Source organism: Paenirhizobium cremeum (assembly GCF_047553425.1).
In the GTDB taxonomy this organism is placed as follows: Bacteria; Pseudomonadota; Alphaproteobacteria; order Rhizobiales; family Rhizobiaceae; genus Allorhizobium; species Allorhizobium cremeum.
Window position 1 is genome coordinate 978,924 of the sequence record NZ_CP180217.1, and the last position, 12,680, is coordinate 991,603.

11 protein-coding genes are annotated in these 12,680 nt (G+C 62.6%); 4 read left to right on the top strand and 7 right to left on the bottom strand.

Going from position 1 to position 12,680, the window contains the following annotated elements; genetic code table 11:
• Positions 1 to 140: 140 nt before the first annotated feature.
• Complete coding sequence (gene recO, locus ACLBKR_RS04820) at positions 141 to 914, top strand: DNA repair protein RecO (RefSeq protein WP_113426105.1); 774 nt, start codon at positions 141 to 143, stop codon at positions 912 to 914.
• On the opposite strand, the gene ACLBKR_RS04825 is transcribed toward recO, so the two are convergent.
• The 7 genes from ACLBKR_RS04825 to ACLBKR_RS04855 all read right to left on the bottom strand — a co-directional run bounded on the left by ACLBKR_RS04825 (position 842) and on the right by ACLBKR_RS04855 (position 8,846).
• Positions 842 to 1,093, bottom strand: coding sequence for a hypothetical protein (locus ACLBKR_RS04825; protein ID WP_113338622.1), 252 nt, complete (start codon positions 1,091 to 1,093; stop codon positions 842 to 844). The two genes, recO and ACLBKR_RS04825, sit on opposite strands and share 73 nt — an antisense overlap.
• 394 nt (positions 1,094 to 1,487) lie before the next feature.
• Positions 1,488 to 2,711: an MFS transporter gene (locus ACLBKR_RS04830; protein ID WP_113338623.1), complete on the bottom strand. Its 1,224-nt coding sequence runs from the start codon at positions 2,709 to 2,711 to the stop codon at positions 1,488 to 1,490.
• Positions 2,712 to 2,931: 220 nt separating this feature from the next.
• Positions 2,932 to 3,783 (bottom strand): MOSC domain-containing protein, encoded by an 852-nt coding sequence (locus ACLBKR_RS04835; protein WP_113448817.1) that lies wholly within the window; start codon positions 3,781 to 3,783, stop codon positions 2,932 to 2,934.
• A gap of 8 nt (positions 3,784 to 3,791) precedes the next feature.
• On the bottom strand, positions 3,792 to 4,430 hold the full coding sequence (locus ACLBKR_RS04840) for an HD domain-containing protein (RefSeq protein ID WP_162757762.1): 639 nt from the start codon (positions 4,428 to 4,430) through the stop codon (positions 3,792 to 3,794).
• A 98-nt stretch (positions 4,431 to 4,528) separates the two neighbouring features.
• The gene (locus ACLBKR_RS04845) at positions 4,529 to 5,551 is read right to left on the bottom strand and encodes an acyltransferase family protein (RefSeq protein ID WP_113448815.1); all 1,023 of its coding nucleotides are present in this window, start codon (positions 5,549 to 5,551) and stop codon (positions 4,529 to 4,531) included.
• Positions 5,552 to 5,724: 173 nt separating this feature from the next.
• Complete coding sequence (locus ACLBKR_RS04850; protein ID WP_113448814.1) at positions 5,725 to 8,520, bottom strand: DUF2339 domain-containing protein; 2,796 nt, start codon at positions 8,518 to 8,520, stop codon at positions 5,725 to 5,727.
• 92 nt (positions 8,521 to 8,612) lie between these two features.
• Complete coding sequence (locus ACLBKR_RS04855) at positions 8,613 to 8,846, bottom strand: hypothetical protein (RefSeq protein WP_414900832.1); 234 nt, start codon at positions 8,844 to 8,846, stop codon at positions 8,613 to 8,615.
• Between ACLBKR_RS04855 and nadA the strand changes: the two genes are divergently transcribed.
• Genes nadA through nadC form a run of 3 tightly spaced genes read left to right on the top strand, consistent with a single transcriptional unit; the run spans position 8,838 to position 12,485 of the window.
• Complete coding sequence (nadA, locus tag ACLBKR_RS04860; RefSeq protein ID WP_414900834.1) at positions 8,838 to 9,917, top strand: quinolinate synthase NadA; 1,080 nt, start codon at positions 8,838 to 8,840, stop codon at positions 9,915 to 9,917. The two genes, ACLBKR_RS04855 and nadA, sit on opposite strands and share 9 nt — an antisense overlap.
• Positions 9,918 to 9,963: 46 nt before the next feature.
• Positions 9,964 to 11,562, top strand: a complete 1,599-nt coding sequence (locus tag ACLBKR_RS04865; protein WP_414900836.1) for an L-aspartate oxidase — start codon at positions 9,964 to 9,966, stop codon at positions 11,560 to 11,562.
• Positions 11,563 to 11,579: 17 nt separating this feature from the next.
• Positions 11,580 to 12,485, top strand: coding sequence for a carboxylating nicotinate-nucleotide diphosphorylase (gene nadC / locus ACLBKR_RS04870; protein ID WP_414900838.1), 906 nt, complete (start codon positions 11,580 to 11,582; stop codon positions 12,483 to 12,485).
• Positions 12,486 to 12,680: the final 195 nt, after the last annotated feature.

The following is a 12,680-nucleotide window of genomic DNA, read 5'->3' on the forward strand; positions in this document are numbered from 1 at the left end:
GATTCCGTTCGCGCGCGATACGCTTTGCAGCATTTCCGGCAGAGGCGGCAACGGATCTTGCGTCGGGAATGGCGCTAAAACAAGGAGATAGAACAGTGAAGGCGATTCCGCTTTGGCCGGAAATACTCTAGAATGGCGCCATGGAATGGACGGACGAAGCAATCCTGCTCGGCGCACGGCGTCATGGCGAAACGAGCGTCATCGCGGAGATGATGACGAAGAGCCGTGGCCGTCATCTGGGACTGGTGCGCAGCGGACGTTCGCGCAGCATGCAGCCGGTGCTGCAGCCCGGAAACCGGCTCGAGGTCACCTGGCGGGCGCGGCTCGATGAACATCTCGGGGAATACCGGGTCGAGCCGGTAACGCTAAGGGCGGCGAAACTGATGGAAAGCGCAACCGCCGCCTATGGCGTGCAGGCGCTTGGGGCGCTGCTGCGGCTCTTGCCCGAACGGGACCCGCATCCGCATCTTTTCGAGGCGCTGGATGTGATCCTCGATCACCTCGACGAGCCGGCCGCGGCCGGAGAGCTTTTCGTGCGTTTCGAACTCGCGGTGTTGAACGATCTCGGCTTCGGTCTCGATCTCGACCAGTGCGCAGCGACCGGAGGCCGGGAGGATCTTGCCTATGTCTCGCCGAAATCGGGCAGGGCGGTCTGCCGGGCTGCCGGGCTGCCCTATGCCGATCGCATGTTTGCCCTTCCCCCTTTTCTTCTGGCGGGAGCGGGAAAGGCTGCTGATGCGGGAAGTCTGGCGGAAGCTTTTCGCCTGACCGGCTTTTTTCTCAACAGACACGTCTACGAGCCGCGAGGCCTTGAGGCCGGCGCGGCTCGCGAGGGGTTCTGTCAGGCCGCATTGAAGACCTTGCGGTCGGAGGCAAGGCCTGTGCCATTGGCGGCGCGTGCGAACAGCGTCTGATCGCTGGACGAGTTCTGCATATGCCGGTGAATGGCGTTCTGCAGCTCGCTGACGTTGCGGTAGGTACCGCCGTCGAGATCGATGACCGGGAACTTGACGGCGATGAACTTGACCCGATCCCCGTCGGGAACGGTGATGCCGACGGGAATGCCGGCGTATTCAATGACTTGCTTTTCCATAACGGTTTCCCCGCCTGCGCGCTCGCGCAGACTTAAATAAATGCGTCGTTTGTAGAATTCAGTGCTTGTTCAGCGTCACATTCGACAGAAGCAACGTCGGCAATTGGATTTCACCACGCCGAGCGGGGATTTATGCCAAGGGCGGGCGGCATTAAGGGCAATATGCATTCGCTGACCTCCTTATTGGCAAGGGCTTCCTCTGAAGCCGGTTTCATCTTGGGTTTATCGGTCTCTTTCCGATGCGACAAAGGTAGGTGTCGAACATTCTCCCGTCAACAGGTGCAGAAAGAAAAATAAAATAAAATTCTTTCATGCTCCAAATGTGGGTGCATTGCGGCAAAAAATCATCGCTCATGCCGCATTTCTTAAAATGACATCCTGTCGCACCGCGACCTTAGGCCGCCGCGGGAAGTCCGCGTTCGACAGCGCTTTCGCGGATCGGCCAATGGACGATCGCCGCAAAAATGCCGAGCGCCACGCCGAACCACCAGACGGCATCATAGCTGCCGAATTTGTCATAGAGATAACCGCCCATCCAGACTCCGAGAAATGAGCCGACCTGATGCGACAGAAAAACGATCCCGCCGAGCATGCCGAGATGCCGCGTGCCGAACATGATTGCCACCAGCGCATTCGTCGGCGGCACCGTGGACAGCCACAGGAGGCCCATGACGATGGCAAACACGATCACCGAGGCCGGCGATTGCGGCAACAGCAGGAACAGCGTCACCGCCAGCGACCGGGCAAGATAGATCCATGCCAGGAAATACGGTTTCGAATAGCGCTGGCCGATCACTCCAGAAGCGAGCGAACCGATGACATTGAAGAAACCGATCAGCGCCATGGCGATCACCGCGTAGCGGGCATCGATGCCGATATCGCCGAGATAGGCCGGGAAGTGGGCGGTGATGAAGGCGACCTGGAAGCCGCAGACGAAGAAGCCGCTGGTCAGCAGCAGGTAGCTCCTGTGGCCGAAGGCTTCGCGCAACGCTTCGCCGGCACTCTGTTCGAACTCTCTGCGTGACTGCTTTCCGGATTTTGCATTGCCGCGCAGCGGCCACGCGAGCAAGGGGACGATCAGCATCATCAGGCCGAGATAGACCAGACTGTCCGACCAGCCGAAGGCGGAGATGAGCCCCTGGCTGAGCGGTGCGAAGAGGAACATGCCTGCCGAACCCGCGGCTGTGCCGATGCCGAAGGCGAGCGAGCGCTGCTCCGGCGCCACGTTGCGCGCGAAAGCGGACAGCACGATGCCGAAGGAGCCGGCCGCAACCCCGAGACCGACCAGCACGCCGCCCCCGATATGCAGCCAGACAGGCGCATCGGCATGGGCCATGGTGAAAAGACCGAGGGCATAGAGCGCGCCGGAAAGCGTCAGCATGCGACCGGTGCCGTATTTGTCGGCGAGCGCCCCGAACAGCGGCTGCCCGAGGCCCCAGCAGAGATTCTGGATGGCCATGGCGAGCCCGAAGGTCGAGCGGTCCCAGCCGGTGTCGTTGAGCATGGGCAACTGGAAAAAGCCCATGGCCGAACGCGGCCCGAAGGTCAGCATGGCGATCAGCGAGCCGGCGACGATGATGAGCCAGGGCAAAGCGGGGCGGGTGGTCGTGGCGGACATGAAAATCTCCTCTCAGGAATTGGACGATAATCAGTCGACCCGCCGCGGAAAAGCGCCTTTTCGTGAAGCGCTAATCAACGGAATTGATGACTGTCACGTATGGCGACCGACCGGAAAGGGGTTGGCGGGTAGCGCCGCTGCCCCTTGTGGGGAGAGGAGGGTTAGGAGCACCGCGACGGTGCACGTTCCATATGCCGTCGCCCTGGGGGAATGGGAGACGTCAGCCGCGCCGCTTGATCGTCCAGCCTTCGGCACGCCGCTCGATGACCGTCACAGCGTCTCCGACCGCAATCGATCCTTCTCCGCGCGGCACGACGTTCCAGCCGAACAGCGGTCCCGGCACGCGCCGGTCGCCGGACATGCGGATGCGCCCCATGGCCGGCATCGGGCTTGCGACCTCGCGCGATCCGGTGATCTGGTCCTGGGTCGTCATGATGCAGCGGGCGCAGGGTTTGACCAGGTCGAACCGGATACCGCCGATCTCGATGGCCGCCCAGCCGTCTTCGGCCCATGCCTCGTCGCAATCGACGACGATGTTCGGGCGGAAGCGCTCCATGCCGACCGAGCCTTCGCCATGGGCGGCCATGTCGTCATTGATCGCCTTCAGCGAGCCGGCGGTGGTGACGAGGATCTGGTAGCCGTCGGAAAATCCCACCGGACTGTCGGGGCCGGCCCATTCGGTACTGGCGCTGCGGCTCGCCTCGCCGTCGAAGAAGACGAGTTTCATTTCGCGGCCGAACCACTCGGAAAGCCTCGCATTGACGCTGTCATCGGCCACAGCGGCGCTGACGATGGATTTCCAGATCGCCACGTTCATCCGGCGCTCGGGATGCGGTGGCGCAACCATCATCTCGCGGCCGTCATCGAGCGAAAGCTTGAGATGGGTCGCCGAGGGCAGGGCGGTGAGACCTGCAAGCGCCGGCAACTCGCGCTGGGTGATGAAGTGACCGGATGGGTCCGTAATCATCATCCGCCGGTCGCCTGCAAGCCCCCGCGCCTCGATCCGGGCCGTCTGGAGCGGGATGGCGCGGGCACTTTTGAGCGGATAGATGGCGAGTTCGGTAACCTTCATGGCCTGCCTCAGATTTCGTCGGTCAAGAGTTCGAGCACCTGCTCCAGACGCGCATGCCGCTCGTGGGCGATCACGCTACCGCTCGCCGTCTGGAAGTTCCCGGAAAGCTTGAACAGCTTTGCGGCGAAATGGTCAATGGCGAAAGCCTTGTCGTCGAGCGGCCGGTTTTCAGCAAGGGGATCGACGGGGTCGTAGAGTGCTGAACCCATGCGTCCCGCAGTATAGAAGCAGCGTGCAGCGCCCACCATGCCGATGGCGTCAAGCCTGTCTGCATCCTGCAGGATCTTCGCTTCCAGCGTCTCCGGCGCGATGTTGGCGGAAAAGCTGTGGGTAAGGATGGCATGGGCCACGGCCTCGATCCGCTCCTGCGGCCAGCCGAGGCCTCGAAGGATATCCGATGCCCTGTCTGCTGCGAGTTTGGAGGCTTGCGCACGAAGCGGCGAGTTCTTTTCCACCGAAACGCAATCATGCAGCAGGACGGCGGCGGCGAGGATCTCCCGGTCTCCGCCCTCGGCGGCATGGATGCGCATGGCATTGCGGAAGACGCGCAGGATATGGGCGATGTCGTGCGAGCCGTCATTTCCCTCGATTGCATGGGGAAGGAGGGCTTCCGCAAGCTTGTTTTCCGGCGAAAATGCTTCGCTCATTCCGCTTCGATCCATCTTGCTCTCCTCCAGTCCTGACAGCTGTCAATCCGGCGGCCCTTAGTAATAGGCTTAAAGGAGATTGCAAGAAGAGGCGCGCGTCAGGCCGGCAGGGGTGTGGAAAGCGTCCGCCGCTTCCAGGCTCCCATCAGCACGGTGCGCGACGGCGCCTCGACGATGCGGTAGCTGATATCGGCGAAGATCATCGCCGCGACAATGCAGAGCGCGATTACCACGCCGACCGGCAGGCTCTCCGGCAGTGCCTTCGACGTCAGGAACATCACCGGCATATGGAAGAGATAGAGCGAGAAGCTGATCTTGCCGATATGCCGGAGCGGTGCCGAGCCGAGCAGCGGCGCAAGCAGGCCGGATTCTGTGGCCGTCAGGAAGACGATGACGGTTGCGGCCAGCGCTGAGGTCACGCCCCAGAAGCTCTCCTCCGTGTGGAAGATCGCCCGGCTGGCGAGGAAGAAGGCAAGCGCTGCAAGCGTCAGGAAGCCGGCGGCATGACCGCCGTCGAGACGCCCCGTCAGCGCGAAGAGACGGCCGGCGAGCGCTCCGAACAGGAAATAGGAGATCTTCGACGGCAGCAGGATGCCCGGTCCCGGAAAGCCGAGATAGGCAAGCATGACGAAGCCAATGGCGATGGCGATGCCAAGCGGAAGGCGGTCCTTGGGCTTTTCGAACCAGAACCAGAGCATGAGGAAGAAGACGTAGAACTGTATTTCCGGCGGGATCGACCAGAAGACGCCGGTCGAGCCGAGAAGGGCGATATGGCGGATGATCTCGACAGAGCCTGCGAGCGGTTGCGGATACTCAAGCCCCGGAACCATCGAAAGCAGCGCCACCGAAATCACCGCGACGAAATAGACGGGATAGATGCGCGCGAAACGGTGAACCAGATAGTCGGTTGCCGAGCGGCGGGTAAACGCTTTGCCGCCATAGAGATAGGCCATCAGGAAGCCTGAGAGGCAGAAGAACAGAGCCACCGCTTCATTGCCGAATACCAGTGCTCCGGCCCATGTCTCCCTGGGGAAAAGGAGGATGATATGGGAAAGGACGACGGCGAAGGAGGCAAGGCCCCTGAGGCCGTCGAGGCTGCGGATATGCTGGGGCTGCTGCATCGGTCTTCCGTCCCAGTATGGGCTTGTTCTCTTCTCTCGGTGGCAAACTAGGGCGCGCGCAGGCGCATTTTGTCAACGAAACCACCCGGAAACAGCCGGAAAACCGGTGCGCATGGTTAAATCCGGGCAACCATCGGCTGCCCGGTGGAACTGATCCCCCGCCGACGGTTTCGTCACAACGATGGGTCGGGACCGGCATTCGGCGCCGCTCGGCCGTCCGCCTCTTCCATCTTCCGGCCGTCGCTCAAAATCTTCTGGTAGAAGAGGCCGATGCCGATCAGAACGAAGCCTAGGCCGATAAAGGAAAGAGCCCTCAAAACGCCCTCGAGATTGCTCATGTCGATGAGGAATGCCTTGGCGACGGAAAGCAGCACCAGCACCGCCGAGGCTATCCGGATGCTCTTCGCATGGAAGCGCGAGCCGAGCGCCAGAAGGCCGACGCCGATCGCGAGCCAGACCACCGAATAACTGTAGGTCTCGCCCTGGAGGAAACCCTTCCAGTCGGAGATGAATTCACCATGCCAGAAGCGGCGGACGGAGAGCGTCGCCCATGCGAAGCCAAGGGCTGCGCCGGTGACCGCAAGCATGACGACATAGGGCTGCGGGCGCTTGTCGCGGGCATAATAGGCAAGTCCGCCATAGGCGACCGCCGGCAGCAGGTAGCCGACCAGAAGCAGATTGAAGAATGGCCACGAGCCGGTGCTTTCGCCGCTGAAATAGGGGTTTAGCACACTGAGGTGCAGGAAGAGCACATTCAGTGCCGCAACGCTGCCGGCAAGCATCGAGCCATAGCGGAAGACCGGGCTCGGCGACTTGAGGTCGAGCGTCATCAGCACGCCGGAAAGGCCGGTCAGCAGCAGGGTGTAGATGGATTGCTCGCCAAGCGTCGGCACGCTTTCGCTCAGCACGCCGCCGTTCATCGCATGGCGCACGAGGATGGCGACGGTCAAGAGCCCCATCAGGCTGGCCAGCGCCTGCAGCGCGTTGCGGACCCTCACACCCGGCCAGTTCCGCAGCAGATAGGCGGAGAGGATGGCAAGCAGGGCAGGGACGCCATAGCCCGGCAGCAGGGCGTTGAAGACCGGCGTCTTGCCGAGCGATTGCGGTCCGACGACGGTCGGCTCCCAGGCGATGCGGGCGAGAACGGCAAGCGATGCCGCAACCATCATCCATGGCAGAGCGCGCCAGTCGCGCAGGCGCGTCGCCTGCACATAGGCAAAGCCCGCCGCGGCAAGAAGCAGTATCAGCGTCAGGCCGGATGTCAGCGCATTCAGTCCGAAGGCAAGGGCGAGGAAGGAGCCGGCGACAAGCAGGTCGATGGCAAGCGTCAGGCTCTCACGCCGCCTGCCGCGAACCTGCGCTTCCGCCGAGGCGAGGAGTGCCGCCGCCAAGACGACACCGTAGAGGCCATGTGCCCAGTCCCTGTTATAGTCGCCGTAGCCGAAATAGCTGATGGCGGCGATAGCAAGGGGAGCCGTCGCCATGATGCCGGCCCAGACCGTTGCAAGAAGCGGATCGCGGTTCCCCTTTCTCTGCAGGAAGAACAGGCCGGCCAGAACGAAGAAGGCGCCGAGGCCAAGCGAGATCGGCATGATATTGATCGTGATGCCGGGGATGGCGACGGCATCGTCCATGGAGTTGCCGAGCATGGCGAGCAGGCTTTCGGCGAGCTGAACCTGCAATGCTGTGCCGAGGATTGCGCCCGTTGCGGCGAGAAGCGCCGGCCACACCATCGAATGCCGCCCGGCGCCGATGCCGGCAAGTGCTGCGGTGAGCGCGGCCATCACATAGAAGGGATCGATATCGCTTCCGACCGTGGCGATGAGCATTGCGACCGCAGGCAGGATCGTGGCGAAGGAAAGCGTCATCGCCATGCTGAGAGGCGGCCGGGCGAGAACCCGCAAAAATGCACCCGGCGACGGTTCTTCCGGTTGCGGGACGACCTCGAATGCCCGGCCGGGCCAGAGGAAGGCGGAGGCGGCGAGCATGGCGAGCAGCGCAAGGGCAACCGGTGCCAGCTCGGCGGGAGGAGCAACTGCCAGATAGAGGAAGGCCCAGCCGCCGAGGCCCAGATTGGCAAGCGCCGGCACGATGTGCCAGTCGCGGAGCCGCGAGGCGGCGGATGTAGCGACAAGCGACAGGGTGAGAAAGCCGAACAGTGTCCAGGGGCTCGGCGATGTGCTGGAGACGAGAAGCGGCGTCACCATCGAACCGGCAAGTCCGAGGCCGGCCAGTGCCTGCCCGTGCATGAGCGATAGCCCGATGGTCGCAAAGGCGACGAATGCGAGAAGCAGGAAGGCGGCCGTCGCGCCGATGAAGCCGTATATGCCATGGGCGGCGTAAATTGCCCCGAACAGGGAAAGCGCCCCGGCGGCAGTGAGGATGCCAGGGATCATCGCATTGGAATAGAGCGCCGCAATCCCCGGCATCGCCTTGCGACGGATCGCCTCGCCGACGCCGATCAGGGCAAGGCCGAACAGGCTCGCAAGGATCAGGCGCACACCGGGTCCGAGAAGGCCGCTCTCGATGGAATAGCGCACCAGGAAAAGGCCGCCGAGCGCCAGAGCCAGGCCGCCGGTCCAGACGGCCCACCTTGCCCCGAGATAGCTTTCGAGACTTTCCTTCGGCTGTGCGGGCGGCGTCGAGGCCGAGGCTGCGGGGAGGCCTTCCGTCGTCATGGGCTCGGCGACGCTTTCCCCCATGCCTTCGGAGTTCGCAATACCGGACAGTTCAGGCGCCGGTTCGCCCGGCTGTGCTGCTCCAGCCGGTTCCTCCGTTGTCGGGACGGGGTCGCTCGCCGCAGTTCGTGCGGCGGGGACGGCAAGGGCCGCCTCCGGGGAGGTCCGGAAGAGGACAAGCTGTTCCGAAAGCGCGGCCACTTCCTTTTCCAGTCTGTCGATCCGCTTTGCAGTGCCGCGGCCGACAGCGAACAGGATCACCAGCAGAATCAGGAACAGACTTTCGAACATGGGACCTCCCGGCGTCTCTATTCGAGAGACCGAGACTAGCGTTTTTCCAATGTGACGAAAGGGGGCGCCGTCACATCTTCGGAATCAAGATGTCAAATGGTGCTCCCAAGCATTTGGTTTTCCCTGGTTTTCCAGACGTCTAAAGCGTCTTCTCCGACCGGCGACGACGCAAGATGCGTTCCGATGCGCCTGTGGATATGCTTGCAATCCGTCACAAAACTTTCTAAATCTGCGTCACCGGCATCTGCCGGTTTTCTTTGGGAGCATTTATGCTCAAGATGAGCATAAATGCCGTTGGATACGGCAGGGAGGTCGAGATGCAGCATGTCACGCAACCCGGAAACGCGGGCAAGGCGCCGTCGTCGCTGACGGCAGCGGAGCGCTTCGGCGTGCTGGAGCGGCCGGATCTTGCCTATACGCCGGCTGTCGCAAAGGAGACGGCGCATCTCTACGAGCGGGTCAAGGATTTCATTCCGGCGATCGAATGGCCGGTTTTCGCGCCTTACATTCATGCCATCAACCGGCTGAAGAAGGAGCGAGGCGCGGTCATTCTCGCGCATAATTATCAGACGCCCGAGATCTTCCATTGCGTGGCCGACATCAAGGGCGATTCGCTGCAACTGGCGCGTGACGCTACCCGCGTCGATGCCGAGATCATCGTTCAGTGCGGCGTGCACTTCATGGCCGAGACCTCCAAGCTGCTCAACCCGGAAAAGACGGTGCTCATCCCGGATGGGCTTGCCGGCTGCTCGCTATCGGAATCGATCACCGGCGCCGATGTCCGCGCCCTGAAGGAACGCTATCCGGGGGTGCCGGTGGTGACCTACGTCAACACCTCCGCCGACGTAAAGGCCGAAACCGATATCTGCTGCACTTCGTCCAATGCCGTGGCCGTGGTCGACAGCCTCGAGTCGGACACGGTGCTGTGCATCCCCGACGAATATCTGGCGATGAACGTCGCCAGGAAGACGAAGAAGAAGATCCTCACCTGGAAGGGCCATTGCGAGGTGCATGAGCGCTTCACCGCCGAGGAGCTTCTGGAATACAAGGCCTCCGATCCGTCGATCGAGATCGTTGCCCACCCGGAGTGCCATCCGAGCGTGCTGGCCGTATCCGACTATGCCGGCTCCACCTCGGGCATGATCGATTACGTCAAGACGAAGCGCCCGGGGCGCGTGCTGCTCGTCACCGAATGCTCGATGGCGTCGAATATTCAGGCCGAGGTGCCGGACGTCAATTTCGTCAAACCCTGCAATCTCTGTCCGCACATGAAGCGGATCACTCTGCCCAAGATCCTGGACAGCCTTCTGTTTATGACGGAGGAGGTCACCGTCGATCCGGCGATTGCCGGCCGGGCCCGTCTGGCGGTCGAGCGCATGGTGAACCTGAAGAATTAGGTCCGACGAGACAGGAAGGCCGGCGCAGGCCGGAGAAATGTGCCGCATGCCCAGCAATACCGAATCCATTCGCCCTCAATCCTGGCAGGGCATAGACGATATCGTCATCATCGGCGGCGGGCTTGCCGGCCTGTTCTGCGCGCTGAAGCTTGCGCCCCGTCCGGTGACGGTTCTCGCCGCTGCCCCAATCGGCTTCGGCGCTTCGTCGGCCTGGGCGCAAGGCGGCATTGCCGCCGCCATGAGCGAGGGCGATACCTTCGACAAGCATCTGGCCGACACTGTCGCCGCCGGTGCCGGCACGGTCGACGAGAAGATGGCCCGCCTGATGATTTCGGAAGGGCCGGACCGCATTCGCGATCTTCTCGCCTATGGCGTTCCCTTCGACCGGGACCTCGAGGGCAAGCTTCTGCTGTCGCGTGAGGCGGCCCATTCCGAGCGCCGTATCGTGCGGGTGAAGGGTGACCGCGCCGGCAAGGCGATCATGGAGGCGCTTATTGCCGCCGTGCGCAAGACGCCTTCAATCCGCGTGATGGAAGGCTATGTGGTCGAGGAATTGATTTCCGAGGGCCGCTTCGTCTCCGGTGTCATCGCCCGACCGGATGCAGGCCAGTCCACGACCCGCGTCGCCTTTCCCGCCCGCGCCGTCGTGCTCTGCTCCGGTGGCGTCGGCCATCTCTATCAGGTCACCACCAATCCGACGGAGGCCCGCGGTGCCGGCGTCGGCATGGCGGCAAGGATCGGAGCCGTAATCGCCGACCCGGAATTCGTACAGTTTCACCCGACCGCGATTGATATCGGCCGCGATCCGGCTCCGCTGGCGACCGAGGCATTGCGCGGCGACGGCGCGACGCTGGTCAATCGCGCCGGCCATCGTTTCATGACCGATCTGCATCCGGATGCCGAGCTTGCCCCCCGCGATGTCGTGGCGCGCGGAGTCTTTGCCGAGGTTCAGGCAGGCCGAGGCGCTTTTCTCGATTGCACCAAGGCGGTCGGTGCGCATTTCCCGGAGCTTTTCCCGACCGTCTATGCCTCCTGCATGGAGGCGGGCATCGATCCGGTGACCCAGCCCATCCCGGTTGCGCCGGCAGTGCATTATCACATGGGCGGCGTGCTGGTGGATGCCGACGGCAAGACCACGATCGACGGCCTGTGGGCGGCAGGCGAGGTCACCTCGACCGGTGTCCACGGCGCCAACCGTCTCGCCTCGAACTCGCTGCTGGAGGCCGTGGTCTTCGCGGCCCGGATCGCCGAGAACATCAAGGGCATGATGCCGGAGCCCCGGCTTTACGAATGGCCGAAGAGCGCCGGCGAAAGCGACGATCTCGTGACACTGGAGGATAGCCCCCAGCTTGCGAAACTGCGCCGGTTGATGTCGGCCAATGCCGGCGTCATCCGCACGGGCGAGGGGCTGAAGACGCTCATCCGCGAAATCGTTGCGCTCGAAGAGGAGCGGGGAAGAACCCGTGTCCGCTTCGCCAATATGGCGACGACCGCCAAGCTGATCGCGACCGCCGCCTATCTGCGTGAGGAAAGCCGCGGCGGGCATTACCGTTCGGATTGCCCCGAGCCGCGCGAGGCCTTCCACCACCGGACCTTCATCACCTTGAAGGATGCCGACCGTATCGCCGCCGAACTTGTCGGTTGAACCCAAGGATACCTGCCATGATCGAGCCCTTTCGCCCCGTTCTCTCGCCGCTGATGATCGAGGATATCGTCAAGGCCGCGCTTCTGGAGGATCTTGGCCGCGCCGGCGATATCACCACCTATGCCACCATCGGGCCGGAGAAGACCGCGAAAGCGGCTCTCAACAGTCGTGAGGACGGCGTGATCGCCGGCATCGAACTTGCGCGCGCCGCCTTCCGCCTCGTCGATCCGGCGGTTGTCTTCACGGCGCTGGTGTCCGATGGAGACCGGGTCGCTCCAGGCACCCCGCTGATCCGCGTCGAGGGGCCTGCGCGCTCCATCCTTTCGGCCGAACGGGTGGCGCTGAATTTCCTGATGCATCTTTCCGGCATCGCCACCTACACGGCGCGCTTCGCCACCGAGATCGCCCACACACGGGCCCGCGTTACCTGCACCCGCAAGACCCTGCCGGGCCTTCGTGCCGTGGAAAAATACGCCGTCCGGCTGGGCGGCGGTTCCAACCACCGGTTCGGGCTCGATGACGCCATTCTCATCAAGGACAACCATATCGCGGTTTCAGGCGGCGTCGATCGGGCAATCCACGCCGCCCGCGCCTATGCCGGCCACCTCGTCAAGATCGAGGTCGAAGTCGACAATCTCGACCAGATGCGCGAAGCGCTTGCGGCGCGGCCGGATGCGATATTGCTGGATAACATGGGCCCTGAACTGCTGCGCGAGGCGGTGGAAATCAACCGTGCGCATGGTGGACTTGCGGAGACGGACTACGCGGCCGCAGTCGGCCGTGTGGCGCTGGAGGCCTCGGGCAATGTCAACATCCACACGATCCGCGCGATTGCGGAAACCGGGGTCGATTACATCTCGACATCCAAGATCACCATGGCCGCACCCACCCTCGATATAGGCCTGGATGTCGAAATCGACTGATGAATGTTATTTTTTCGTGACAATTCCGGCTGTTTATGACAACTGGATCTTTTTGGCGCTTGCAAAATATTGAATAATTTTCAATGGCTTGAGAATTTTTTGAAGATGCGTTGACTAGTTGTTGTAGATAATTATTGGCTTTTGACCGGCTAGCGCGAATCCCTTACGCCGGGACATCCCTGCGATTTTGTATTG

What these genes read in the sequence shown, in the direction of transcription:
- recO (WP_113426105.1), top strand. Translation starts at nt 141, where the DNA reads ATGGAATGGACGGACGAAGCAATCCTGCTCGGCGCACGGCGTCATGGC.
- ACLBKR_RS04825 (WP_113338622.1), bottom strand. Translation starts at nt 1,093, where the DNA reads ATGGAAAAGCAAGTCATTGAATACGCCGGCATTCCCGTCGGCATCACC.
- ACLBKR_RS04830 (WP_113338623.1), bottom strand. Translation starts at nt 2,711, where the DNA reads ATGTCCGCCACGACCACCCGCCCCGCTTTGCCCTGGCTCATCATCGTC.
- ACLBKR_RS04835 (WP_113448817.1), bottom strand. Translation starts at nt 3,783, where the DNA reads ATGAAGGTTACCGAACTCGCCATCTATCCGCTCAAAAGTGCCCGCGCC.
- ACLBKR_RS04840 (WP_162757762.1), bottom strand. Translation starts at nt 4,430, where the DNA reads ATGAGCGAAGCATTTTCGCCGGAAAACAAGCTTGCGGAAGCCCTCCTT.
- ACLBKR_RS04845 (WP_113448815.1), bottom strand. Translation starts at nt 5,551, where the DNA reads ATGCAGCAGCCCCAGCATATCCGCAGCCTCGACGGCCTCAGGGGCCTT.
- ACLBKR_RS04850 (WP_113448814.1), bottom strand. Translation starts at nt 8,520, where the DNA reads ATGTTCGAAAGTCTGTTCCTGATTCTGCTGGTGATCCTGTTCGCTGTC.
- nadA (WP_414900834.1), top strand. Translation starts at nt 8,838, where the DNA reads ATGCAGCATGTCACGCAACCCGGAAACGCGGGCAAGGCGCCGTCGTCG.
- ACLBKR_RS04855 (WP_414900832.1), bottom strand. Translation starts at nt 8,846, where the DNA reads ATGCTGCATCTCGACCTCCCTGCCGTATCCAACGGCATTTATGCTCAT.
- ACLBKR_RS04865 (WP_414900836.1), top strand. Translation starts at nt 9,964, where the DNA reads ATGCCCAGCAATACCGAATCCATTCGCCCTCAATCCTGGCAGGGCATA.
- nadC (WP_414900838.1), top strand. Translation starts at nt 11,580, where the DNA reads ATGATCGAGCCCTTTCGCCCCGTTCTCTCGCCGCTGATGATCGAGGAT.